Annotated in this window: 23 protein-coding genes; 6 read left to right on the top strand and 17 right to left on the bottom strand. The window is 65.6% G+C overall.

Translation table 11 applies throughout. The annotated features are described in order from the left end of the window. Positions 1-155: 155 nt before the first annotated feature. The 6 genes from glpX to IED13_RS04095 form a co-directional block, all read right to left on the bottom strand. Positions 156-1,154 carry a class II fructose-bisphosphatase gene (glpX, locus tag IED13_RS04120; RefSeq protein ID WP_038368195.1) on the bottom strand — a complete coding sequence of 333 codons (999 nt, stop codon included), beginning with the start codon at positions 1,152-1,154 and terminating at the stop codon, positions 156-158. 47 nt (positions 1,155-1,201) lie between these two features. After that, complete coding sequence (locus IED13_RS04115) at positions 1,202-2,548, bottom strand: homoserine dehydrogenase (RefSeq protein ID WP_113252990.1); 1,347 nt, start codon at positions 2,546-2,548, stop codon at positions 1,202-1,204. A 78-nt stretch (positions 2,549-2,626) separates the two neighbouring features. Then, positions 2,627-3,436 (bottom strand): class I SAM-dependent methyltransferase, encoded by an 810-nt coding sequence (locus IED13_RS04110; RefSeq protein ID WP_191123456.1) that lies wholly within the window; start codon positions 3,434-3,436, stop codon positions 2,627-2,629. A 139-nt stretch (positions 3,437-3,575) separates the two neighbouring features. Then, the gene (locus IED13_RS04105) at positions 3,576-4,010 is read right to left on the bottom strand and encodes a hypothetical protein (protein WP_113252988.1); all 435 of its coding nucleotides are present in this window, start codon (positions 4,008-4,010) and stop codon (positions 3,576-3,578) included. A gap of 211 nt (positions 4,011-4,221) precedes the next feature. Continuing rightward, complete coding sequence (locus tag IED13_RS04100) at positions 4,222-5,442, bottom strand: LL-diaminopimelate aminotransferase (RefSeq protein WP_191123455.1); 1,221 nt, start codon at positions 5,440-5,442, stop codon at positions 4,222-4,224. 286 nt (positions 5,443-5,728) lie between these two features. Then, positions 5,729-6,184, bottom strand: coding sequence for a hypothetical protein (locus IED13_RS04095; protein WP_038368206.1), 456 nt, complete (start codon positions 6,182-6,184; stop codon positions 5,729-5,731). Between the two features lie 112 nt (positions 6,185-6,296). Between IED13_RS04095 and phaC the strand changes: the two genes are divergently transcribed. Together phaC and IED13_RS04085 are read left to right on the top strand one after the other, a co-directional pair. Next, complete coding sequence (phaC, locus tag IED13_RS04090) at positions 6,297-8,120, top strand: class I poly(R)-hydroxyalkanoic acid synthase (protein WP_191123454.1); 1,824 nt, start codon at positions 6,297-6,299, stop codon at positions 8,118-8,120. A 1,186-nt stretch (positions 8,121-9,306) separates the two neighbouring features. Beyond that, complete coding sequence (locus IED13_RS04085) at positions 9,307-11,355, top strand: autotransporter family protein (RefSeq protein WP_210323494.1); 2,049 nt, start codon at positions 9,307-9,309, stop codon at positions 11,353-11,355. Positions 11,356-11,571: 216 nt separating this feature from the next. Here the strand turns inward: IED13_RS04085 and IED13_RS04080 are convergent, their stop codons facing one another. Continuing rightward, positions 11,572-12,894, bottom strand: a complete 1,323-nt coding sequence (locus IED13_RS04080) for an OmpP1/FadL family transporter (RefSeq protein ID WP_162719956.1) — start codon at positions 12,892-12,894, stop codon at positions 11,572-11,574. 425 nt (positions 12,895-13,319) lie between these two features. Here IED13_RS04080 and IED13_RS04075 point away from each other — a divergent pair, with 425 nt between their 5' ends. Beyond that, positions 13,320-14,168 (top strand): fumarylacetoacetate hydrolase family protein, encoded by an 849-nt coding sequence (locus IED13_RS04075; protein WP_113254678.1) that lies wholly within the window; start codon positions 13,320-13,322, stop codon positions 14,166-14,168. A gap of 89 nt (positions 14,169-14,257) precedes the next feature. On the opposite strand, the gene argC is transcribed toward IED13_RS04075, so the two are convergent. From argC to IED13_RS04060, 3 genes are all read right to left on the bottom strand, one after another. Further along, positions 14,258-15,193: an N-acetyl-gamma-glutamyl-phosphate reductase gene (gene argC, locus IED13_RS04070; RefSeq protein WP_112761895.1), complete on the bottom strand. Its 936-nt coding sequence runs from the start codon at positions 15,191-15,193 to the stop codon at positions 14,258-14,260. Between the two features lie 258 nt (positions 15,194-15,451). Beyond that, on the bottom strand, positions 15,452-15,790 hold the full coding sequence (locus IED13_RS04065; protein ID WP_210323493.1) for a hypothetical protein: 339 nt from the start codon (positions 15,788-15,790) through the stop codon (positions 15,452-15,454). 213 nt (positions 15,791-16,003) lie between these two features. Beyond that, positions 16,004-16,282 carry a hypothetical protein gene (locus IED13_RS04060; protein WP_038368222.1) on the bottom strand — a complete coding sequence of 93 codons (279 nt, stop codon included), beginning with the start codon at positions 16,280-16,282 and terminating at the stop codon, positions 16,004-16,006. Between the two features lie 334 nt (positions 16,283-16,616). On the opposite strand from IED13_RS04060, the gene IED13_RS04055 reads away from it, so the two are divergent. Then, positions 16,617-16,886: a hypothetical protein gene (locus IED13_RS04055; RefSeq protein WP_038368225.1), complete on the top strand. Its 270-nt coding sequence runs from the start codon at positions 16,617-16,619 to the stop codon at positions 16,884-16,886. A 165-nt stretch (positions 16,887-17,051) separates the two neighbouring features. On the opposite strand, the gene IED13_RS04050 is transcribed toward IED13_RS04055, so the two are convergent. The 5 genes from IED13_RS04050 to IED13_RS04030 all read right to left on the bottom strand — a co-directional run bounded on the left by IED13_RS04050 (position 17,052) and on the right by IED13_RS04030 (position 21,461). Further along, positions 17,052-17,804, bottom strand: a complete 753-nt coding sequence (locus IED13_RS04050; protein WP_191123452.1) for an SDR family oxidoreductase — start codon at positions 17,802-17,804, stop codon at positions 17,052-17,054. Between the two features lie 255 nt (positions 17,805-18,059). Continuing rightward, positions 18,060-19,313 (bottom strand): hypothetical protein, encoded by a 1,254-nt coding sequence (locus tag IED13_RS04045; RefSeq protein WP_191123451.1) that lies wholly within the window; start codon positions 19,311-19,313, stop codon positions 18,060-18,062. Between the two features lie 493 nt (positions 19,314-19,806). After that, positions 19,807-20,286, bottom strand: coding sequence for a 30S ribosomal protein S9 (gene rpsI, locus IED13_RS04040; protein ID WP_038368228.1), 480 nt, complete (start codon positions 20,284-20,286; stop codon positions 19,807-19,809). A 2-nt stretch (positions 20,287-20,288) separates the two neighbouring features. Continuing rightward, on the bottom strand, positions 20,289-20,750 hold the full coding sequence (gene rplM / locus IED13_RS04035) for a 50S ribosomal protein L13 (protein WP_038368231.1): 462 nt from the start codon (positions 20,748-20,750) through the stop codon (positions 20,289-20,291). Between the two features lie 294 nt (positions 20,751-21,044). After that, positions 21,045-21,461: a PaaI family thioesterase gene (locus IED13_RS04030; RefSeq protein ID WP_081925676.1), complete on the bottom strand. Its 417-nt coding sequence runs from the start codon at positions 21,459-21,461 to the stop codon at positions 21,045-21,047. A gap of 102 nt (positions 21,462-21,563) precedes the next feature. Here IED13_RS04030 and IED13_RS04025 point away from each other — a divergent pair, with 102 nt between their 5' ends. Continuing rightward, positions 21,564-22,379: an enoyl-CoA hydratase gene (locus IED13_RS04025; RefSeq protein WP_248312440.1), complete on the top strand. Its 816-nt coding sequence runs from the start codon at positions 21,564-21,566 to the stop codon at positions 22,377-22,379. Between the two features lie 89 nt (positions 22,380-22,468). On the opposite strand, the gene IED13_RS04020 is transcribed toward IED13_RS04025, so the two are convergent. Continuing rightward, positions 22,469-22,897: a hypothetical protein gene (locus tag IED13_RS04020; protein WP_038368238.1), complete on the bottom strand. Its 429-nt coding sequence runs from the start codon at positions 22,895-22,897 to the stop codon at positions 22,469-22,471. Between the two features lie 151 nt (positions 22,898-23,048). On the opposite strand from IED13_RS04020, the gene IED13_RS04015 reads away from it, so the two are divergent. Next, positions 23,049-23,579 (top strand): CoA-binding protein, encoded by a 531-nt coding sequence (locus tag IED13_RS04015; RefSeq protein WP_248312439.1) that lies wholly within the window; start codon positions 23,049-23,051, stop codon positions 23,577-23,579. A gap of 15 nt (positions 23,580-23,594) precedes the next feature. On the opposite strand, the gene IED13_RS04010 is transcribed toward IED13_RS04015, so the two are convergent. Continuing rightward, positions 23,595-24,197, bottom strand: a complete 603-nt coding sequence (locus tag IED13_RS04010) for a hypothetical protein (protein WP_038368243.1) — start codon at positions 24,195-24,197, stop codon at positions 23,595-23,597. Positions 24,198-24,430: the final 233 nt, after the last annotated feature.

The raw sequence follows: 24,430 nt of genomic DNA, 5'->3' as shown, positions 1-24,430 counted from the left end.
TAGCGCCGTCATGCTCGGGCCTGACCCGAGCATCTCATGACGATGGAGGCTCCAGCGCCTCTCTCGGCCTGAGATTCCCGGGTCAAGCCCGAGAATGAGGCCCTATTGCAATGTCCGGCGCAGGCCAAAGGCCGGCGCCGGAAACACGGCTCCGCTCAATCGAGCTGGAACTTCGAGAATTCGCGATGCTCGCCGAAGATGCGGCGGACCGTGCCGGTGATCGAGCGATAGACCAGCGTCTCGGTCTCGATGAAGTCCTTGCCGAACTTCACGCCCGAGAGCAGCCCGCCATCGGTGACGCCGGTGGCGCAGACGATGACGTCGCCCGAAGCCATCTCCGACATGTCGTACTTCTTGTTCGGATCCTTGACGCCCATGCCCGCCGCGCGCACGCGCTTCTCCTCGGTGTCGAGGATCAGCCGGCCCTGCATCTGGCCGCCGACGCAACGCAGCGCAGCCGCCGCCAGCACGCCCTCGGGCGCGCCGCCGATGCCGAGATAGAGGTCGATACCGGTCTTCTCCGGCTGGGTGCAGAAGATCACGCCGGCCACGTCGCCATCGGTGATCAGGCGGATCGAGCAGCCGGTCTTGCGGACCTCCTCGATCAGCTTGGCATGGCGCGGGCGGTCCATGATCAGCGTCGAGATCTCATGCGGCTTCACGCCCTTGGCCTTGGCCAGCGCGTTGATGTTGTCGGCCGGCGAGGCGTCGAGGTCGATCACGCCTTTGGCATAGCCCGGGCCGCAGGCGATCTTGTCCATGTAGACGTCGGGTGCGTAGAGCAGGCTGCCGGCGCCGGCCATGGCCATCACGGCGATCGAGCCCGGCATGTCCTTTGCGCAAAGCGTCGTGCCCTCGAGCGGGTCGACCGCGATATGCACCTTCGGCCCCTGCTTGTTGCCGACCTTCTCGCCGATGAAGAGCATCGGCGCCTCGTCGCGCTCGCCTTCGCCGATGACGATCTCGCCATCGATGGGCAGGCGGTTCAGTTCGCGGCGCATGGCGTCGACGGCGGCCTGGTCGGCGGCCTTCTCGTTGCCATGGCCGCGCAGGCGCGCGGCGGAAACGGCGGCGCGCTCGGTGACGCGCACCAGCTCCATCGAGAGATAGCGCTCGATGATCTGATCCGGGGAGATACGGAGATCGACGGACATGAAATGGTTTCCCCTTGCAATATGGCGGGCGGAATCGACCCGAAGGCCTATTCCCGCTCTATGCGGATGACTTGCGGCGGTTCCGCGACATGGCCGTCGGCCGTGACCTTTTCCAGCGCCGCCCGGATGGCGGATTCGCTCGTGGCGTAGGTGATGAGCACGACCGGCACCGGCGCGCCCGAGCGGCCGCCCGGATCACGGTTCACGGCTTCCGGCGAGCGGCGCTGAACGATGCTCTCCAACGAGATATCGGCTTCAGCCATGCGGGTCGCGATCGCAGCCGCGGCACCGGGACGGTCCGCGACGGCAAGGCGGACATAGTAGCCGCCCTCGTGACGCTGCATCGGCGCGCGCGTCGGCTCCTCCAGTCGCCCGACCGGCAGGCCGAAGGGCAGGCCCGCCGTGCCGCGCGCGACATCGGCGATGTCGGCCACCACGGCCGAGGCCGTCGGATCGCCGCCGGCGCCGGGGCCGACCAGCGTGATCTCGCGGACTGCGTCGGCATCGATGCTGACGGCATTGAGCACGCCCATCACCTGCGCGATGGCGGAGGCTTTCGGCACCATGGTCGGGTGCACGCGCTGCTCGATGCCGGTCTTGGTGCGCTCGGCGACGCCGAGCAGCTTGATGCGGTAGCCGAGCTCGTCGGCCATGCGCAGATCGAGCGGCGTGATCGCGGAAATGCCTTCGACATGAATCGCTTCGGCGTCGATCTTCGTGCCGAAGGAGAGGCTGGTCAGGATGGCGAGCTTATGGGCGGTGTCGAAGCCCTCGACGTCGAAGGTCGGGTCCGCTTCAGCGTAGCCGAGGCGTTGGGCGTCCGCCAGGCAGGCTTCGAAGGTCAGCCCCTCCTGCTCCATCCGCGAGAGGATGTAGTTGCAGGTGCCGTTGAGGATGCCGGAGATGCGGCTGACATTGTTGCCGGCCAGCGCTTCGCGGAGCGTCTTCACCACCGGGATGCCGCCGGCCGAGGAGGCTTCGAAGGCGAGCGCCACACCGTTGCTCTCGGCGAGTTCCGCGAGCGCGACGCCATGGGCCGCAAGCAGCGCCTTGTTGGCGGTGACGACATGCTTGCCGGCCGAGAGCGCGGCCTCGACCGCCGCCTTGGCCGGGCCGTCGGAACCGCCCATCAATTCGACCACGCAATCGACCTCGGCCGATTTCGCCAGCGCCACCGGATCGTCGAACCAGGTGAAACCGCCGAGATCGATCCCACGATCGCGCTTGCGGTCGCGCGCCGAGACGGCGACGACGCGGATCGCCCGGCCGCAGCGCGCGGCAAGCGCGTTCTCCTGCCGTTGCAGGATCTTCAGCACCGAGGCGCCGACCGTGCCGAGACCGGCGAGGCCGATGCGCAGAGGCTGGGAGGCGTTCGGGAGGACAGCGCTGGTCATGGGCGCGGGGTCGCATGAGGCGCGATGCGTGTCAACGGAGAGCGACACTCCCAGCTCTGCGAAATCGCTCCGGCACGACTAGCGCTCGGCCGAAACGACGAAGGCAGAAATGCCTCCTTCGATCGGGCCGGAGCCAAAGCGACGCTCCAGCGCCTTCGCCACGGCCTCGGTCGCGGCCGCCAGCCCCGGCGCGCCGCGTGCCTCGATCTCGCCGCGGATCGGCGTGCCCTGGCAGAAGCCGGTCGCGACATCCAACGCGGAATTGGCGCGGGAACGCTTCTCGACACGCTCGATCACCGGCCTCCCGAAGCCGCCGGCCATGACATCGAGCTCGATCATTCCGAGATCATGATAGCCATGCGGCGTGCGCTCGATGAAACGCGGAGGATCGGCCGGAAAAACCTCGGCCAGCGCGTCCAGCAGCACCGCCGTGAAATCATTGCGGGCGACCGCATCCCAGACATTGAAGAGATAGCGCCCGCCCGGCCGCAGGACACGCCGGGCCTCGCTATAACCCTTCGGCTTGTCGGGGAAAAACATCGCGCCGAACTGGCAGGCGACAACATCGAAGCTCTCATCCGCGAAGGGCAGATCGAGCGCGTCCGCTTGCTGGCAAACGATCCTGGCGTCCCCCGCAAACCGTGCGGCGGCGATGTCGAGCATCGCCTGGTTGAGATCCGTCGCGACGATGCTCGCCCCGTCGAGGCGCGCCGCCATCGCATGCGTCAGAGCGCCGGTTCCCGCCGCGAGCTCGAGAACATGGGCGGGCCGAGCGGCCACGACCCGAGCCGCCAGATCCTCGGCATAGGGTTGAAAGATCAGGGGTACGAGCAGCCGGTCGTAGATCTGCGGAATGGGACCGGAGAAAACCTTGTCCGTCTCTTCCATGGCAGCACCTGTCGCAGCAGCCCTCGCGCAGGATAGCCCAGCGACTGACGTAACGGAACCGCCTTGTTCAGAGCCGCGGGTGCAGAGGCGCGGCGCCGATCCGACGGGCAAGCCGCTTCAGCGGCTCCCGCAACGCCTCTCAGCCGAAATGGCAGATCACCTCGGCGGCGACGCGCTTCACCTTGCCGTCGTCGAAGGAGAGATAGACTCGCAGCAGATTGCTGACGAAGGCCGTTGCCTTGATCGTGCGCAGCGCTTCCAGCGTCTGGCCTTCCGAGACCGTGCTGTTCTCGACGTCGGGCGTCCAGAACCACGGCTTCGGCGGATCGATCGTCGCATCGGCGAGAATGCGCTCGGCCTCCGCCCTCTCCGTGCCGATCGGGATCCTCCGCGAAACCACATCGGTCACGTCGCGCGCGCATTCGCGGGCATTGCCGGACGAGGCCAGGACGTCCCGGACCAGATCGGAGCCGGTGTCGGTGATGCGGCCCTTGGAGTAATCATAGGTCGCGACCAAGCAGACCGCGGCGAAAGCGGCGAAGCCGATGCCGATAAGGCGGCCTTTTCGTTGCATGGAAGCGAGCCCCGGACGCGATACGGAATCTCCCTTCCGCACCGTCCCGGTTCCCATGTTTTGGCGGCGGGGTCCAGAGGCAGCGTAAAACCGCCACCGTCATTCTCGGGCGAAGCGAAGCGCAGACCCGAGAATCTCATGCAGGATGAGGCGCCTCTCCTTCAGGAGATGCTCGGGCCAGGCCCGAGCATGACGGCCCTGACGCCCCGCCCTACCCTGCCTTCGGCATCTGGATGACGTTGTGCAATGTCGCGTCGGCGCCCTTCAGGAAGCGGCCGATATTGCGGGCGGCCTGGCGAATGCGCTGCTCGTTCTCGACGATGGCGATGCGGACATAATCGTCGCCATGCTCGCCGAAGCCGATGCCGGGCGCCACCGCGACCTCGGCCTTCTCGATCAGGAGCTTGGAGAACTCCAGCGAGCCGAGATGGCGGAATTTCTCCGGGATCGGCACCCAGGCGAACATCGAGGCTTCCGGCGCGGGGAACTCCCAGCCGGCCTTGCCGAAGCTCTCGACCAGCGCGTCGCGGCGCTTGCGGTAGATGTCGCGCATCTCGCGGATGCAGTCGTCCGGCCCGTTGAGCGCGGCAGCGGCAGCGACCTGGATCGGCGTGTAGGCGCCGTAGTCGAGATAGGATTTCACCCGCGCCAGCGCCGCCAGCAGCCGCTCATTGCCGACGGCGAAGCCCATGCGCCAGCCGGCCATGGAGAAGGTCTTCGACATCGAGGTGAATTCGACCGCGACATCGATCGCGCCCGGCACCTGCAGCATCGAGGGCGGCGGGTTGTTCTCGTCGAAATAGACCTCGGCATAGGCGAGGTCCGAGAGCAGGATGAGCTCGTGCTTCTTCGCGAAGGCGACGAGGTCGCGGTAGAAATCAAGCGTCGCGACATAGGCGGTCGGGTTCGCCGGATAGCAGGTGACGAGCGCGATCGGCTTCGGCACCGAATGCATCACCGCCCGTTCCAGCGCTGGGAACATCGCTGGCGTCGGCTCGGCCGGAACGGAGCGAATCACGCCGCCCGCCATCAGGAAGCCGAAGGCATGGATCGGATAGCTCGGGTTCGGCACGAGCACGACGTCGCCCGGGCCGGTGATGGCCTGCGCCATGTTGGCGAAGCCCTCCTTCGAGCCGAGCGTCGCGACGACCTGCGTCTCGGGGTTCAGTTTCACGCCGAAGCGGCGCTCGTAATAATTCGCCTGGGCCCGGCGCAGGCCGCCGATGCCCTTCGAGGCCGAATAGCGGTCCGTGCGCGGCTTGCCCGCCGTCTCGACCAGCTTCTCGATGACGTGCTTGGGCGCCGGCAGGTCGGGATTGCCCATGCCGAGGTCGATGATGTCCACGCCCTTGGCGCGCTCGGCGGCCTTGATCTTGTTGACCTGTTCGAAAACGTAAGGCGGCAGGCGCTTGATGCGGTGGAAATCGGTCATCTCGAACAGGTCCCTGAAGCACCGATCCGGAAAGCGGCATCCACTTCCCGGAAAATCCGATGCGATAACAATAGGATAGACCACCGCGGCCGCGTCCGTCGGACGCGCGACGATCTACCCTCCGGCCGGCGGCATCGCTCATGCGCAAGGTCACTTCCTTGCGCCAAGGCTGCTTAGCACCGCATCTTTGTTCAGGACAGGGCCAAAAACGCAAGAAATTGCGATCTTCGACCAATAGGCGAACAGGCCTGGGCGCCTGCCCGCAGGGCTTACGGCCCGGAGAGCGTCAGTTCAGCGGCGGAATCTGGGCCGGCTTCGGCGGCGTCGTCGCGGCTCCGAGGGATTTCGCCGTGTTGCCGGCCGCCTCGTTGACCTTCTGCTTTGCCGCGAGCTGCTTCTCGATCGACTCGAAGCCCGCCCGCGGTTTGCAGGGATCCTTGGGATCGCGGATCGGCGGCGGCGTCCTGAAGCGGGCGGCCTGGCCGGAGGGCACATAGGCCGGCGGAGGATTGGGGCCGGGGCAAAGCTGCGCCACCGGGATCGACGAGCCCACCGGGATATACTCCATCTCCGCCGGGCGGGTCGCGCGGACGAAGGCTTTCGATTCCTGCGGCGTCGTCGCCATGCCGATGGCCTCGGCCGAGCTCTTGACCGGGCCTTCCCCGACGCAGCCGGCCAGGGAGAGCCCCAGCAGCGCAGCCGACAGGATGAGCGGCTTTTTCACGGAGAGTTCGATCGGCATGAGGACTTCCGGCGGTTCGACGAATTTTCTTGGTAAAGCACACCGGCCGCGTCCTTAATAGGACCAAAATGGGGAGCGATGCGCTAACCTCAGAACAAGGGGGAAACGATTCATGGGCCGGCAGGGCGACGACCGATCGAAGGAAGCGGCTGGCGCGTCCGGGACGCCGACCCCGGATCTCGATCAGTTCGCGCAGAATATGGGCCGTCTCTTCGAGGAGTACGGCAAGGTCACGGCCGCCTATCTGAAACCGCTCGAACGCGGGCAGGCCAAGACCGGGCAGGCCGACGAAGCCAGCGACATGGTCAAGACGCTGGGGCGGGTCGCCGAGCGCTGGGTGAACGACCCGGCGAAGATCATCGAGGCCCAGGCCTCGCTCACCGGCGAATTCTTCAACCTGTGGAGCGCGGCGCTGAAGCGGGCCGCCGGCGAGGAGGTCGCGCCCGTCGCCGAGCCGGACAAGCGCGACACCCGCTTCAAGGACCCGGACTGGTCGAACCACCCGACCTTCGACTTCATCAAGCAGGCCTATCTCATCGGCTCACGCTGGGCCGAGACCATGGTCGACAAGGCTGATGATCTCGACCCGCATACGCGCAACAAGGCCCGCTTCTACATCAAGCAGATCGCCAGCGCCCTCTCGCCCACCAACTTCGTCGCGACCAATCCCGAACTGCTGCGCGAAACCCTGGAACAGAACGGCGAGAACCTGGTGCGCGGCATGAAGATGCTCGCCGAGGATGTCGAGGCCGGCGGCGGCGAATTGAAAATCCGCCAGTCGGACGCCCAGTCCTTCGCGGTCGGCGTCAACATCGCGACGACGCCGGGCAAGGTGATCTTCCGCAACGAGATCATGGAGCTGATCCAGTACGCGCCCTCGACGCCGCAGGTGCTGAAGCGGCCGCTGCTGATCGTGCCGCCCTGGATCAACAAGTTCTACATCCTCGACCTCAATGCCGAGAAGAGCTTCATCCGCTGGTGCGTCGCGCAGGGGCTCACGGTCTTCTGCATCTCCTGGGTCAACCCGGATGCGCGCCATGCCGGCAAGGATTTCGAGAGCTATATGCGCGAGGGCATCTTCGCGGCGCTCGATACGATCGAAGAGGCGACGGGAGAGAAAAAGGTCTCGGCGATCGGCTATTGCGTCGGCGGCACGCTGCTGGGCGTGACGCTGGCCTATATGGCCGCGATCGGCGACAAGCGCATCGAGAGCGCGACCTTCTTCACCACCCAGGTCGATTTCTCGAAGGCCGGAGAGCTTTCCGTCTTCGTCGACGAGGAGCAGATCCGCGCCATCGAGGAGCAGATGGCGAAGACCGGTTTTCTCGACGGTTCGCGCATGTCGGGCGCGTTCAACATGCTCAGGCCCAACGACCTGATCTGGTCCTACGCCGTCAACAACTACCTGAAGGGCAAGGCGCCCGCCCCCTTCGACCTGCTCTACTGGAATGCGGATTCGACGCGGATGCCGGCGGCGAACCACTCCTTCTATCTGCGCAACTGCTATCTCGACAACAAGCTCTCCCGGGGCGAGATGGTCATCGGCGGCAAGATGCTCGACCTGAAGGCCGTGAAGATCCCGGTCTACAATCTCGCGACGCGCGAGGACCACATCGCGCCTGCCCCTTCCGTCTTCATCGGCTCGCAATGCTTCGGCGGCCCGGTGGAGCACGTCGTCGCAGGCTCCGGCCATATCGCCGGCGTGGTCAACCCACCCGCCAAGGTGAAGTACCAGTACTGGACCGGCGGCCCGGTGAAGGGCTCCTATGAGAGCTGGATGGACAAGGCGCAGGAGCATCCCGGCTCCTGGTGGCCGCATTGGTTCGCCTGGCTGGAAGCGCAGGCGCCGAAGAAGGTCGCCGCGCGCGAGCCCGGCGGCGGCAAGCTCAAGGCGCTGGCGGACGCGCCGGGGACCTATGTGAAGGTGAAGGTCTAGCCTCCCCTCCTCGGGCCCGCGATGGGAAGAAGGCAGAGGCTCGGCGCAAAGGTCTTCGCCCGCCCGCGTCGCCGCGTTCGGTGGTGGTGAGGGGCAGCGGAGCGCCGCGAGGCGCGGTGGATATAAAGCCGCTTCCATTGAGCCAGGATGCGGCGCGGAAGGATTGAGCCACCCTCCGCACGCCCCGTGGCGCTCCGCTTATCGGCGTTCTTAAGTCTCCGGGCCGCGCTTATATGGCTTTGCGGGTCGGGAAAGGCGAACTCGGACGCCAGTTCCCCTCATCGGGTTGTCGCGTCGTTGCTCGCGCCGTCCGTTGCCACCGAGCCTTCCAGCGAGCTCCTCGCACAGGGGCCGTAGTACCCCAGGGCGGTGCCCCGAAGCCTACCGAGTCTGGCGTGCAAAGCCAGCCGCAGGCGCCGACCTCATCCCGCCATACGACATGCCTCCGGATGGCTGCCCCTCGGGGATGAGGTGGGTCGAGGATAGGCGCGGCCTGCAAGGGCGGGGATAAGTCGAAGACCAGTTCACAGCGCATCGGCAGCCGCCCGCGCACGGCTTTGCAGTCCACCGATGCTGTAACACCGCATTCTTCTTATCCTGGCACAACGATTGCCTGGCGGAGCGAGTCATATAAGCGCAGCCTTGGGTTGGCCTACGGAGACAGACGATGCATGCGGGCGCGGGCGGGCGTTTTCGGTACGATCTGAAACTCACCAAGGTAGGCCGGAGAAGGGGTTGGCTTCTTGCTGGCGTCAGCGGCGCGGCGCTCGCCTGTTCGCTGCCCTCGGCGGTATCCGCAGCGACATATTTCGCCAGCAACGATGGCCAATTGCGCAGTGCCATCACCACGGCGAATGGCGATGGCGACCCCAGCTCGACGATCGTAGTGACCCAGAGCTTCACTGTCGGCTCAACCAGCTGGCCCACCACGCTCAAGCCGATCACGATCGACACTCAAGGTTTCGTACTGACTCCTCAGTCATCGAGCGGTGCGATTGCTTTGATAGGCAATAGCAACTTTACGCTCATGGGTACGTACCAAGGCGCTGGCGGCGCGTCTGGCGGATCGGCCATTAGCGTCCGGCAGGGCACGTCCGTCACGAATTTTGGGCTCCTTCAGGGCGGCTCTGGCTCGGCGGGAGTGGGGGGCTACGGTGTCGAGCTTGGTGGCCCGGGAGCTGCTCCCATGCTGACGAACCATGGCGTCATTCGTGGCGGGGCAGGAACGCCAACCGGCCAATCAGCCATCCTCGTGCGCCAGGGCGGGAGTCAGATTGTCAATACCGGGACGATCGAAGCAGGAGCTGGAAGCCCCGCGATTAGGGCGAACGGGCCTGCCGTCAACCTCGACATCATCAATAGCGGCACGATCCGGGCCGGCGCCGGCCAGAACAACGCGATTCAGCTGGCTCCAGGCGTGACGACGGGTGCCATCCATCTGGAGCTTCAGGACGGCTCGCAGGTCTTCGGCAACGTCATCGCGAACCCGGCTGCGGTCGGTGACAGCCTTCGTCTCAGCGGAACGGCCAGCAACAGTCTTGATCTTTCCCAGTATCAGAATTTCGACAGCTTCGAGAAGGTCGGGACCGGCACCTGGTCCTTGACGGGCACCAGCAGCTCCACCGGCCCAACCAGCATTGCTGGCGGCACGCTTTCGGTGAACGGCTCGCTCGCCGGCTCGGCGGTGACGGTCCAGTCCGGCGCGACGCTCGCCGGCAGCGGCACGGTGGGGGCGACGACGCTGCTCGGCGGCAGCCGCATTGCGCCGGGCAACTCGATCGGCACTTTGACGGTGAACGGCGCCTTCGCGCAGGGCGCGGGCTCGTCCTACCAGGTCGAGGTCGACCCTGGCACGGTGACGTCGGATCTGATCAAGGTGAACGGCACGGCGACGCTGGCGACCGGTGCCGGCCTGTCCGTCGTGAACTATACCGGGTCGCCCTATGTTCTTGGCCAGCGCTATACCATCCTCACCTCGACCGGGTTGACCGGAACCTATGGCTTTCCCGAGCAGGTGCTGACGCCGTTCCTAAGCCTGCGCGACAGCTACGATGCTCGCAACGCTTATCTGACGGTCGTGCAGACCCAGACCGCCGGCAGCATCGGCACGAGCCCCAACGAGGTCGAGGTCGGCAAGAGCATCGACAGCCTGCCCGGCGGCGATCCGGTCCAGAGCGGCGTCTACAACCAGGCCAGCATCGATGCGGCACAGCGCGCCCTGAACCAGCTCTCCGGCGAGATCCACGCCTCTGCCAAGACCGCCCTGATCGAAGACAGCTGGTTGCTGCGTGCGGCAGTCAACGACCGGCTGCGCTCGGCCTTCGGCAGCGTCGGCTCGGTCACGCTGAACTACGGCTACAGCGCGGATCTGGCCCCGAGCGTGAAAGGGCCAATGCCTCTGCCGCAGACGGACCGCTTCGCAGTCTGGGGCCAGGGCTATGGCTCATGGGGCCGGACCGATAGCGACGGCAATGCCGCGAGGCTGAAGCGCTCGACCGGCGGCTTCCTCGTCGGCGCCGATGCGGCGGTCTTCGACAATCTGCGCTTCGGCGTCCTTGCCGGCTACAGCCGCAGCGACTTCGACGTGAACAGCCGCCTGTCTTCCGGCGAGAGCGATAACTACCATCTCGGCCTCTATGGCGGCGGCCAGTGGGGGGCACTCAACCTGCGGGCGGGCGCCAGCTACACTTGGCACGATATCGAGACGCGGCGCGCCGTGACCTCGGCCTTCCTCGGCAGCATTCCGCGTGCGAGCTACGATGCCGCGACCGCTCAGGTCTTCGGCGAGGTCGGCTATCGCATCGAGCTTGGTCGCGCCGCGTTTGAACCGTTCGCCGGGCTGGCCTATGTCAACCTGCATAGCGACGGATTCAGCGAGACCGGTGCCGCTACCGCGCTCACCGGCCGGGGCGACGATACCGGCGTCGGCTATTCCACGCTCGGCTTGAGGGCAGCGACCAGCCTCGACCTCCAGGGCATGGCCGTGACGCTGCGCGGTGGCCTGGCCTGGCGCCACGCCTTCGGTGACGTCGATCCGAAGGCGAGGCTCGCCTTTGCCGGGTCCAGCACGTTCACCGTTGCGGGCCTGCCGATCGCGCGCGATGCAGCCATGGTCGAAGCCGGGCTCGATCTCGCCATCGGCCGTAACGCGACCCTCGGCGTGAGCTATAACGGCCAGCTCGCCGAGGATACCCAGGATCATTCCTTCAAAGGCGTGCTGGCCGTCAGGTTCTGAAGGCGTCGCAATACAGGCGCGGCCTGCGCCTCCGACGGGAACTCTCCAAGCGCCAGCGGTGCTCGGCGCAGTTGGAGTTGCTATCTGCTTAGCGGGAGCCGGAGAGGTCAGCCCCCTCCCATCGCCGACATGCCCGCCACGCGATAAGCTTGTCGCGGCCTCACAGCAAAAAGCCGGCCCGAAGGCCGGCTTTGCAAAGCTCGCGCGTGCGGCTGCTCAGTACTTGCGGACGACCGGATGGACCGGGAGCGTCTGGGCCGGGTCGTCCCAGCGATAGGTCAGGCCGACCGAGGCGATGTTGATGTAGGGCTTGGCATCGCCCGAGAAGAGCACCGCGCTCTGCTGCGGGTGGAAGCCGGTGTAGTTCACCTTGGCCTTCTTCACGTCGATGAAGGTGTAACCGAGATCGAGCTTCAGCTTCTCCGTGACCTGGTAGCTCAAGCCCGCGGAGAGCCAGAGCCGGTCGTTGTCGGCGATGAAGATCGTGCGGTTGCGGTCGTTGACCGCCGAGAGTTCGTAGCCCACACCGGCCCGCAGCGTCAGCGCGTTGTTGTACTTGTATTCCGCGCCGAGCGAGAAATACCAGGCGTCGTCATACTGGAAGTTCAGGCTGGTGATCGGAACGCTGCCGGTCTTGCTGACGATCGGGATGTTGCGGAAGCGGCTCCAGTTCGTCCACTCGACGCCGGCATGGACCTGCCACTGGTCGTTGATGACCTGCGAGACACCGAACACCACCGAGTCAGGCAGGTTGAGGTTGGCCTTGACCGGGATGACGCCCGCAGTCGGCGCCCGGAAGGTGCCTTCCAGCGTCTGGCGCACTTCCGAGCGATAGGCCAGGCCGATCGTCGTGCCCTGGAGCGGGGTCAGCGTCACACCGAAGCGGTAGCCGAAATCGATCGTGTTGCCTTCGATGATCACCGGTGCGGCGCTCGGGCCGATGCCCCCAGCCTGCTTCAGCGAGGCGTTGAAATACTGGACCTGCAGCGCCGCGCCGATCGCGAGCCAGTCATTGACCTGATAGCCGATCGTCGGCGAGACGTTGATGGTCTGCACCTTGGCGGAGCGGCCATAGATCTGCGCGGCATTGACCTGATGGTCGGGCTTCGAACGCAGGCCGTAGGGCGCGCCGGTGGTCACGCCGATCCACAGCCTGTCGGTGAGCTGCCAGGACGAATAGGAGGCGGGGATGAAGGCGCCGTCGCCGCCGAGATTGCCGGTGCCGTTCTGGATCGGGCTCAGCGGGAAGCCGGGCAGCGCCAGCCGCGTCGAGGTATTGGGGTCGTAGGCGGCGTTGGCGTTGAGATAGGTGAAGTTCCAGTTGCTGTTGCGGCCCGGGAACATGGTGATGGTCGCCGGGTTCCAGGCCATCGCAGCCATGCCGATGCCGCCCGAGGCCGCGCCGGCATAGGCCATGCCGAGGCCTTCGGCGCCCTGGCCACTGCGGATCGCGAAGGAACTGGCGGAGGCCGCGCCCGCGGCCAGAAGAGCGGTCAGTGAAACCGAAGTGGCAGCGAGAGTGCGAGCAAGGCCCTTCATCGAATCCATCCCGTTTGTCGTTGTCCGAGGCGCTGCGGCCTCCCCTGATTCTGAGCATGACCCGAGCCGCCGGAGGCCGCAATCCCGCCGCGAACACCCCAAAACGGCCGCCTTGCCACCGCATTCGGCAGTGCAATCCGCAAAAAACGCTCAAAAAGGCCATTTTTGAAGGGGGCGAACCGGCTTCCGCCGAAAAAGGATCGTTCACATGCGAACTATTGCGGATTTTTGACGCCTTCGGTCCCCGGGCCCGCCACTGGGGCTCGCCGTAGCGTCATGTCGCTTTGCCCGCTCACGTTGCATTCGGGCAACAATTTTCCGGCCCTTGCGACGCAGGATCGCCATGCGCGATGATGGACTTGTCAGCAAGCGGCGCATCCGGTCAGATCCCGCGCCATTTATATCGTTTGAATTGGGGAAATGCCTTGAAACTCCTTCGTTACGGTGCGCCCGGCCAGGAAAAGCCGGCCCTTCTCGACGCGAAGGGCGGGTTGCGCGACCTGTCCGGCGTCATTCCCGATCTCGCCGGCAAGGCGTTGACCTCGGCCTCGCTGGCCAAGATCAAGGCGCTCTCGCCGGAATCGCTGCCGCTCGTTTCGGGCTCGCCGCGGATCGGCGCCTGCGTCGGCGATGTGCACAACTTCATCGCCGTCGGCCTGAACTTCGCCGACCACGCCGCCGAGACCGGCGCCGAGATCCCGAAGGAGCCGATCCTCTTCAACAAGGCGCCGAACTGCATCGTCGGCCCGAATGACGACGTGATCATCCCGAAGGGTTCGACGAAGACCGATTGGGAGGTCGAGCTGGCGATCGTCATCGGCGATGGCGGCTCCTATATCCCGGAAGACAAGGCGATGGCGGCGATCGCGGGCTTCTGCGTCTGCAACGACGTCTCCGAGCGCGCCTTCCAGATCGAGCGCGGCGGCCAGTGGGCCAAGGGCAAGGGCTGCCCGACCTTCGGCCCGCTCGGCCCCTGGCTGGTGACGACGGACGAGGTCAAGGACATCCAGAATCTCGGCATGTGGCTCGAGGTCAATGGCGAGCGCGTCCAGAACGGCTCGACCAAGACGATGATCTTCGGCGCCGCCTATCTCGTCCACTACATCAGCCAGTTCATGCGGCTCGATGCGGGTGACGTCATCACCACCGGCACCCCTCCGGGCGTCGGCCTCGGCTTCAAGCCGCCGCGCTTCCTTAAGGGCGGCGAGGTCGTGACGCTCGGCATCGAGGGCCTCGGCGAGCAGAAGCAGAACTTCGTCGCCTATAAGGGCTGAGCATCCGGCTCCGTGGAAACGGAAAGGGCCGCGCAAGCGGCCCTTTTTTCTTTGGTTCTCTGTCGCGGACTTATCGAAGGCGTCCCGCCTCAGCCCTCCGGCAGGCCGAGCATCAGGCGGATGTTCTGCACCGCCGCGCCCGAGGCACCCTTGCCGAGATTGTCGAGCCGCGCGACCAGCACCGCCTGGCCGAGATCGTCCTGCCCGAACACCCTCAGCTCCAGCTTGTTGGTGTCGTTCAGCGCCTCGGGCTCGATCTTGCCGCCCATGCCATCCTGCCCGAGTACGCTGACATAGGTCGAGCCGGCATAGCGCTCGGCCAGCACATGGTGGAGGTCGCCCACGCTCGGCCGGCCGGGCAAGGTATCGAGATGCAGCGGCACCGAAACCAGCATGCCCTGCCTGAAATTGCCGACCGAAGGCACGAAGATCGGCCGCCGCGTCAGCTTGGCGTAGGCCTGCAATTCGGGCAGGTGCTTGTGGCGGAGCCCAAGGCCGTAGAGCTCGAAGGCCGGGGCGACGCCCGTCTCGAACTCCTCGATCATCGCCTTGCCGCCACCGGAATAGCCGGAGACGGCGTTCACCGCGATCGGATGGTCATGCGCGATCAGCCCGGCATCGACGAGCGGGCGCAGCAGCGCGATGGCGCCGGTGGGGTAGCAGCCGGGATTGGCGACGCGGTTGGCATTGGCGATCTTGCCGGCATGGCCCGGCTCGAGCTCGGCGAAACCGTAGACCCAGCCCGGCGCGATGCGATGGGCCGTCGCGGCATCGACGATCTTGGGGGCCGCGGAGCCGAGCTCATCGGCCAGCGCGACCGATTCCTTCGCCGCCTCGTCCGGCAGGCAGAGCACGACGAGATCGACAGCCGCCATCATGTCCTTGCGGGCGGCCGGGTCCTTGCGCTTGTCCGGGTCGATGCTTTTGACCGCCACTTCCGGAACCGCCGCGAGGCGTTCGCGGATGCCGAGCCCGGTGGTGCCGGCTTCGCCGTCGATGAAGATGGATTTCAGATTGTGGCTCATCGGGACCCCCGGTGGCTGGGCAGGCAAGCTGGCTAAAGGCATAAAAAAACCGCGCTCGATGGCGCGGTCGCGGGCGTTCGGACTTCAGCCGAGCGTCATCGCGGGCGCGCCGGAGCGGCCTGATACGGGCGACGTCGGGTCACATGCGTGATCATGCTCGCGTATATGAGCCACGGCGCCCGCCCCGTCAATCGCCGAGGGATGCCAGGCAAGCCCATCGCGCTCGGCGCCGACGCATATCGGCGGTCATACAGCCCGTCAGGACGGAGACAGGCAGCGGGCGGTCGTCTTGGCCGCGGATTCGATCAGCCCGGCAGCCAGGAACCTCGCGGGGCGTTCCGCGCCGATGCGGATCTCGATCCCGTTGCTGGCCAGCAGCATCGATCCGAAGACGCGCTTGCCCTCCTCGCCGCCCAGGACGAGGCGCTTGTCTTCACCACGCCAGCTCTGGCTGATCCACGGCCCGCCATCGATGCGATAGGCGACCGCGTCAGCTCCCTCGGCCGGCTTCGGCACGAGCACCAGCTTGAGCTGCTTCTCGGCGTTGCAAAGAATCCCGAGCGTCAGATTGCGACCGGGATCGATCTGGGTGCTCATGTCCAGCTGCTGGCCGGTCTGCGGATTCTGCATCCGTCGGTGCATCCATACGCCGTCAAGCTCGGACTGCGCCGCCGCTCCGAATCCGCAGAAGGCCAGGACGGCGACCAGGCCTGCGGCCCTGCCGCGATGGAACCTCATGAAGCATCCCTCACCGACCTGACCATGCCGACCGTGCCTGGCGATCGCCGCAGCTGTCCAGCATCCAGCCATTCAGCGACGGGCCGTGAACCAGACATAGAGGCACCAGGGCAGGATCAGCGCGAGGCCGCTGAGAACCAGGCGCAGCATCGTCCAGGCATTCGGATAGCTGAGGGCGCGCCCGTCCAGCTCCGGCACGCTCTGGATGGCGCCGAGCGCGATCGCCGGTGCGAGGAAGACCACCAGGGCCCGGCCGATGCGGCGGCCGCGCGGCAGCTCCTCCCGCGCCAGCATCATCAAGGCGGGGATCGCGATCATCCCGAAGGCGATCAGGGTCAATAGAACGCGCATGGCAGGCCGGTCAGAACGAGGACGACCGGCTTTAGCACGGTCCGCCATCCACTTCAGCCTCAACGCCCACCACGGCTGATCAGGCAGCGTCTCAAAGGACCTCTGCGCCACCCCGATCCATTCGCAGCCGCTCCCCGGAACGCGGCCGCCCGATGTCCATAAGCCTCATTATGATAAGCGAGCACATCATTGTGATCGCCGCCCCCGATTTGCCACGCGGTTTCAAATTAAAGCCACAGGATCGTCTTTTTCCGGAGAGCATCCTGCAACTGCCCCGGCGAGCTTCGCAGGGGCAAATCGTGCTTACCTATCAAGAACATAGTCGGAGGGTACTATGAGCAAGACACTCGCTGCCGCAGCGTTCGGCCTGGCCCTGGCCATCGGGAGCATCGCCATTCATTCGCCAGCTTCGGCCGCCGGCACGGCAAGCGAACGGGCGCAGAACAAGCTCGCGCCGCAACAGCAGCAGGAGCCGCAGGAATACCCGAAATACCATGACCAGGCGACGGATGCGTATTACTCGCCCGGCGTGAAGGCCAATCCCTGCCACTTCACGCAGGCCAATATCGACGGCGTGATGAAGCAGGTGGAAGTCTGCGACTGAAGGCTACCGCACGTCCTCCCGCCATCCGACACCTCCCTTCACGAGAGCGACGATCGCAACGGCGAGGAACAGACGCCTAGACTTCCGACGCCGGCCGCACATTGCCGGCGTTTTTTTTGCGTCGGATGCTGGCAGCGGCCCGAGTGAACGCCCCGATGCCTCCGTTCAACGCCCGCCGGAAACCTTCAGGATCACGCCCGTCGTGTAGCGCGACGCCTCCGACAGCAGGAAAAGCACCGCTTCGGCGATTTCCTCGGGCGTCGCGGCGCGCTTCAGCGGAATCAGCGGCGCGATCCGGGCGACGCGGCCGGCCTCGCCCGTCGAGAGCGCGTGGATCTCGGTCTCGGTGATGCCGGGCGCGACAGCGTTCACGCGGATGCCCTGGCCCGCCAGCTCCTTGGCGAGTCCGATGGTGAGGGAATCGACTGCTCCCTTCGAGGCCGCGTACCAGACATATTCGCCGGGCGAACCGAGCTCGGCCGCGACCGAGGAGATGTTGACGATCGCCCTGCCCTTCGCGCCGGCATTGGCGATGAGCGCGCGAGCGGCCTCCCGCGCCACCAGGATCGCGCCGGTGACGTTGATGTCGATGCATTCCCGGATCACCTCGGTGCCGGCGTCGACGAGCGCGCTCGAACGGCCTGTGATGCCGGCATTGCTGACGACATGGCTGAGCGGGCCGAGCGCGGCTTCGGCCCCGGCGAAGACGCGCAGGATGTCGGCCTCGCGCGCCATGTCGCCCTGGACCGCAATCGCCCTCGCGCCGGCGGCCTCGCAAGCCTTCACGACGGCGTCGGCGGCTCCGGCATTGCTCTGGTAGTTCACCGCGACATCGTAGCCGCGCTGCGCCGCCATGATGCAGGTCGCGGCGCCGATGCCGCGGCTGCCGCCAGTGACGAGAAGGACGGGGCGGGTCATGGCGGGCTCCATTAAAATCGGCGTTCGTTCACAGCCCTCATCCTGAGGAGCGAGCCGAAGGCTCGTGTCCCGGAGGATGCTCCAGATGGCTCCGGAGCTCGCTGGAGCCTCTCTCGAGACGCCGCCGCGCAATTCCTCGGGATGAGGGATAGAGTGAGATGGGAGGACACTAGAAACGAAAAGGGCGGCTCTTGCGAGCCGCCCTTCCGCATATCGGGATGACCGGAAACGATCAGCGCTTGGAGAGCCAGAATCCTACATTTCCAAATGGCGCGTGACGCGTTCGAGCCAGATCTCGTGCCAGAAGATCAGTTCGTTCTGGGGGCATAGCCCGAGATATTCTCCCGTCGCGGCCACGCCCGCCAGGACAATGCAAGCGCTGCCCATCGACAGCATTTTCCCGCTGGCCTCGTCGACAATGGTTCGCACCACCGACGCGACGCGAAACTCCCCGCCGCAAAACCGATGCATTTCGCGATCGAACCACAGCCCGCGATTTTTCGACACGTGATTCAAGGTTTCTTCGATCTGCCGTCGCGTCTTCACGCGCACGATCTCTCCCGGCTGGAGGTCGAGCACTTCCTTTGGACTGGTCTTGCGGTCTGTCGGCTCGCGGTAGGGCGCCTCGGCACCGCGGAGTTTGCGCTGCACGGTGTTGAACAGCGCGAGCGCGACGGCGACGATGAAGGGGCCGAGCCGGACATTGCCCGAACGCAGTTCACGCCAGTAGTGCCTCGGGTCGCGCCAGCTCATTCGTGTCGTGGCCGCCGGCAGCTCGGTCATCTGGCAGGCATACCGCTCCTCGCCATCGACCGATCTGGCCTTCGTGTAGCTGTTCAGCCACAACGCGTCGGCCGCTTCCGGTGCAGGCAAATCCGCCTCGGCGCTGTCGCTCGGGACGAGCCAAGCCTCTTTCCAGATGAGTTGACAACCCGCCTGGCAGCCGCCGTGTCCTGCGCCGTCGCACCGCAATTCATCCAATAGCACCGCATCCTGCAAACGCCGCAGATGAGGTGCCGTGGCGCCGTAATAATGGTGGATCTTCTCGACCCGTCGAAAGACGCGGAGACGTTTTCCGCAGTGGCCGATCATCTCGGGCATGAACGGCAGACCGTCCAACCGGCCTTCGTCATCGAGTGTCGCCGCGATTTCCGCGAAGGGCCGGACCTTGACCCACTCGCCCGGCCAGAGCCGCAAGCGTGCCGGCGAGCCCGGAAGCAGGCTTAGCAGCTTCCGTCGCAGGTGAACGAAAGCACCGGCGGCGCATTCGCGCGGACGCTTGGAGTAGTAGGGTTGGCCGCGCAGTTCCATCGCGTCACGGGACAGACCGATGATCCCGCCAAGCGCGACGAGACCGGCAATGGCTGCGGCCGCCAAACAAAACGCGAAGAACAGGATCGTGACGAGCCAGGGAACAGCGAAAGCCGCAATTCCCGTCAGTATCGCGAGAACGCAGAAGGTCGATGCGGCGACAGTCGTCCTTTGATAACTGTTCCGATTGTTCGACATCCGGCTGGCGCCCTCGTCACAAACTCATTTGAAATTTCACTTTTGAGATCAATCTTGCATCTATACTTAATTCATCACCGACATAGATGGATCACGACAAATTACTGAAATCTCAACCTATTATATTCCGTAACTGACTTCAAGCTTCCGCCTTATAGAAACCCGATTTCGATTGCCCCTTCCTGCCTGCGAAAGCTGAATCACCTGTAAAATTCGGTCGGACTTGCTGCCCGTCTTTCCCAAGGTTATTCCATCTTTCCTTCCCGCAAATCCTCGGTCGTATTGACGCGCCCGACTGAATTCCAGTCGGCGACAAGCTTGCCCCATCGCACAGGAGAGGGACCGTGCGGCGCAGCCGTTTCCGTGCGGGAGATGTCGAAAACCGAGGCCGGAACCCCTGCCCCGTCGGGGCGTCAGCGAGCCCGCGCGAACAAAAAAGAGGGCTGGCATTTCTGCCAGCCCTCTGAATTTGAAACTCTTTTGAAGAGTGTAATCAGCGCTTCGAGAACTGGAAGCTGCGGCGGGCCTTGGCTTTACCGAACTTCTTACGCTCGACGACACGCGAGTCGCGGGTCAGGAAGCCTTCCTTCTTGAGCGGGCCGCGAAGCTCCGGCTCGTAGAAGGTCAGCGCCTTCGAGATGCCGTGACGCACCGCACCGGCCTGGCCGGAGAGGCCACCGCCCTTGACCGAGACGACGACGTCATACTGCGTCACGCGATCGACGAGCTGCAGCGGCTGCTTGAGCACGAGGCGCAGCACCGGACGGGCGAAGTAGATCTCCTGATCGCGGCCGTTGACCGTGACCTTGCCGGAGCCGGGCTTGATCCAGACGCGGGCGATGGCGTTCTTGCGCTTGCCGGTGGCATAGGCGCGGCCCTGCGCATCGACCTTCTTGACGTGGACCGGAGCTTCCGGCTGGGCGGGCTTGGCGACGTCGCCAAGCTGGGAGAGGGACTGAAGAACCTCGGCCATGGTCAGACCCTCTTGTTCTTGCTGTTGAGCGCGGCGACGTCCAGCGCCTCCGGCGACTGGGCGGCGTGCGGATGCTCGGCGCCCTTGTAGACGCGCAGATTGCCGAGGATCTGGCGGAAGAGCGGGCCGCGCGGCAGCATGCGCTCGACGGCCTTCTCGACGATGCGCTCAGGGAAGCGACCTTCGAGAATGAACTTGGCAGAGCGCTCCTTGATACCACCCGGGAAACCGGTGTGGTGGTAGTAGTTCTTCTGCTCGCGCTTGCGGCCGGTCAGGGAGACCTTCTCGGCATTGATGATGATGACATTGTCGCCGCAGTCGACATGGGGGGTGTAGGCGGCCTTGTGCTTGCCGCGCAGACGCATCGCCACCACGGAGGCGAGACGGCCGACGACGAGCCCGGAGGCGTCGATCACAACCCACTTCTTTTCGACATCGGCGGGCTTGAGCGAGACGGTCTTCATCGCGGCACCCTTCGGTTGCGTTAAAAAGGACAAGCCGCCGGAGAGCCCGGCGGCGGTGTGGGTGTGGCAATACGGGCGGGAAAGCCCGCTGTCAAGCGCTCCACGCGGCGCCCGAACGAGGAAAACGTCTATTTTTCAGATACCTGAGAAAATCGGTATTATGATACCGTATCCCTGCCTGCCGTCATGCCCGGGCTTGACCCGAGCATCTCCGGACGAGAAGGCGCCCCACCCGTCACGAGATTCTCGGGTCTGCGCTTCGCTTCGCCCGAGAATGACGCTGCCAGCCCCTTCTCAACGCGCCGCCGGAATCGAATAGGTCCCCGTGGCGTGGCAGACCATCTCGGCCTCGCCCTGCGAATAGAGGCCGACCTCGCCCACCGCCAGCCGCTTGCCCAGCTTCAGGAGCTTCGCCTCGCCGATCAGCGCCGCCTGCCCCGGCTTGCGCAGGAAGTTGAAATTGAGGCTCGTCGTCACCGCCAGCGCCACCGGGCCGATCTGGCCGAGGATCGCGGCATAGAGCGCGAGATCGGCGAGCGCCATCATCGTCGGGCCGGAGATGGTGCCGCCGGGGCGCAGATGGCGCTCGTGATAATCGCAGCGCATCCGGGCCGTCATCGGCCCGATCTCCTCGACGAAATAAGTGCGCCCGCCATGGTGGAGCTGCGGAAAGACCTCGTCGAGATAGGCTTCGATCTCGGAGGCGGTCATGCGAGGCGTCATGCGGAAAACCACGGGCTGAGGCGGGTCTTATCCCCTTGCAGCATGGCCGATGCGCTCCGACAATAGGCGCAAATGCGGAAAGGGAGCGCCATGAACGCCCACCACAAGCCGGACAGCGCCGCCGTCCTGCTGCGCGAAGACGCCAAGGGCATCGCGACCCTGACCCTGAACCGTCCGCAGGCGCGCAATCCTCTGAGCGAGGCGATGCTGGCCGCCCTGAGCGAGGCCTTCACCGCCATCGCCGCCGACCGCTCGGTCAAGGTCGTCGTCCTCGCGGCCGCCGGGCCGGTGTTCAGCGCCGGCCACGACCTCAAGGAAATGACGGCCCATCGCGCCGATGCCGATCGTGGCCGGGCCTATTTCACGGACATCCTCGGGCGCTGCTCGGCCATGATGCAGCAGATCACCGCCCTGCCCCAGCCGGTCATCGCGGCTGTCGAGGGCACCGCGACGGCCGCCGGCTGCCAGCTCGTCGCGAGCTGCGATCTTGCGGTCGCGGGCAGCGAGGCGCGCTTCTGTACGCCGGGCGTCCATATCGGGCTGTTCTGCTCGACGCCGATGGTGGCGCTCTCGCGCAACCTTTCGGCCAAGCACGCGCTGGAGATGCTGCTGCTCGGCGAGATGGTGCCCGCCAGCGAGGCGGCCCGCATGGGCCTCGTCAACCGCGTCGTACCGGCCGGTGAGGCGCTGGCAGAAGCGGGTCGGCTCGCGGCGGTGATCGCCTCGAAATCGCCCGCGACGGTCAAGATCGGCAAGCGCGCCTTCTACGAGCAGCGCGAGATGGGTCTCAAGGCGGCCTATGACCACGCCTCGGCCGTGATGGTCGAGAACATGCTGGCCCGCGACGCGGAGGAAGGCATCGGCGCCTTCATGGAGAAGCGGGCGCCGCTATGGGAGCAATCCTGAACCTGCCGAGGCACGCCGCCGGACCGGAAAGGGGCATCGCGACGGTTCCCGACCGACCGCGATGCCGAGTGGGTCCGCACAAGGCGCGCTCAGAAGATCATAAACGGCTGCCGCACCTCTTCCGCCGGCATGGCCCGTTCCTCGCCTTCCAGCTCAGGCGTGGCCGGGAGCTGCAGCACCGTGAGGCGCTGCCCTTCCACGAGATTCGTGACCTTCAGGATCTCGCCGCTCGGCAGCTCGAGCGCATCGTGGTGGAGATGCGGCTTGTCGAGATCGACCTGACGGAAGCGCGCGACCCTGGCCGCGATCTTCCGGCTGGGCAGCAATCCCAGGCCACGATCGCATTCGATATCGGCGTGGAAGGCGAGCTCGGTCCCCGGCATGACGCAGACGGCGACCTCGGGATGCCCGACGGCGCAGAAGCCGCGGGTGCTCGCATTCGGGAAGCTGGTCGAGACCAGTTCGTCGCCGACCTTGGCGGGAGTGGACATCACATGATGCAGGCTGTAGTCGCACATGGCAGGCACTCCTTTCTTCGCAGCAGGCTGGCCGGGCCTATCCCGTGCCGTCGCCAGTAAAGCATGAAAGCATGGCGAGGCTGTGATGACTCCGTCTTCACCCGCAGAACCAACAAACTGATATCGTTATGCTTTCTTGGGGTGCCGCACGTTGAACCACGATTCTTATGACGATGCGCTCATCCGCCGCATCCTGCGCGAAGCGAAGCGGATCGCGCTGGTCGGCGCCTCGGCCAACGAGGCGCGGCCGAGCTGGATCGTCACCAAGTACCTGCTCGCGCGCGGCTACGACGTCGTGCCGATCAATCCGGGGCTCGCCGGCCAGACCATTCTCGGCAAGACGGTCTATGCCGCGCTCAAGGAGGTTCCCGGCCCGATCGACATGGTCGAGATCTTCCGCAACTCGGAAGCGGCCGGCCCGATCACCGACGAGGCGCTGGCGCTCGACCCGCTGCCGAAGGTGATCTGGATGCAGCTTTCCGTGCGCAATGACGAGGCCGCCGCGCGGGCGGAGGCGAAGGGCGTCACCGTCATCATGAACCGCTGCCCCAAGATCGAATATGGCCGGCTTTCCGGCGAGATCGGCTGGCAGGGTATCAATTCGCGCATCTTGTCATCGAAGAAGCCGGCCCTGGCCGGCAAGGGCTTCCAGAAGCTCACGATCGACCGGCCGGGGACATAAGCGTCCAGCGCGCCTTCAAGGGGCGGACAGGCTCGTGGCGATGCGAAGCGCCAACGCCGTCTGTCCGTTTGGCCGGTAGAAGGTATTGAACGAGGCCTTGTCCATCAGTTCGGCGGCGCGAGGCGTTCCCATCTCGGCATAAAAGGCTCGGGCGCGATCGCTCCCCTTCTCGCTGAATGTGTGGCCTTCGACTCGCCCGCCATCGCGATGAACCGGGTGGAAGCCGAGCCCGTTGCGGGCGCTCATTCCCTCTGCAACATGGTCGCCATTGACGTAGTGGCGTGTGACGCCCGCGACGAAGACGAAGGTGCAGGCGCTCGAGCAGGCTGCGGCATCGGCATCGACGACGGTAGCGATGCCGGCCTTGCGGACCATTCGGGCGATCGCGAAGGCCGGAGCGACCTTCCCGCCGCCACTCGACAAATAGAGCACGCGGATCGGCTGCGGCCGCGGCTTTTCGAGAAACGCCTTGAACGCCGCGTCGTCACCCATGACGAACGGACCGGTCAGCGTCGCCACAGCACCCTTGTCGGAGAGCCAGACGGCCCGAGCCGGGCTGGCAAGCCCGACGAAGCTCGCAGCAAAGCCTGCCAGCACCAGCCCATATCGCGCAGCCATCGTCTGCCCCCCATGCCGTGACGGAACACTCCGCTGGGGCGCTGTGGCTGTCAATTCCAGATCATCGGCCTGAATATCCTATTGATCCGATGACCTAATCCTTTGATTTCGCATCGGCTTTTCCGGGAACCGCGCTCCACTTTCGGACCGACGCTCTAGAAGGAGCGGCTGCACGGCTGTGTCGCCATCGCTGTCGAGCTAAGCTGGTGCGATCAAGACACCGGCCGATGCGT

This window comes from Allobosea spartocytisi, assembly GCF_014764685.1.
Taxonomy (GTDB): Bacteria; Pseudomonadota; Alphaproteobacteria; order Rhizobiales; family Beijerinckiaceae; genus Allobosea; species Allobosea spartocytisi.
This window is presented reverse-complemented; position numbering and strand designations above follow the sequence as displayed.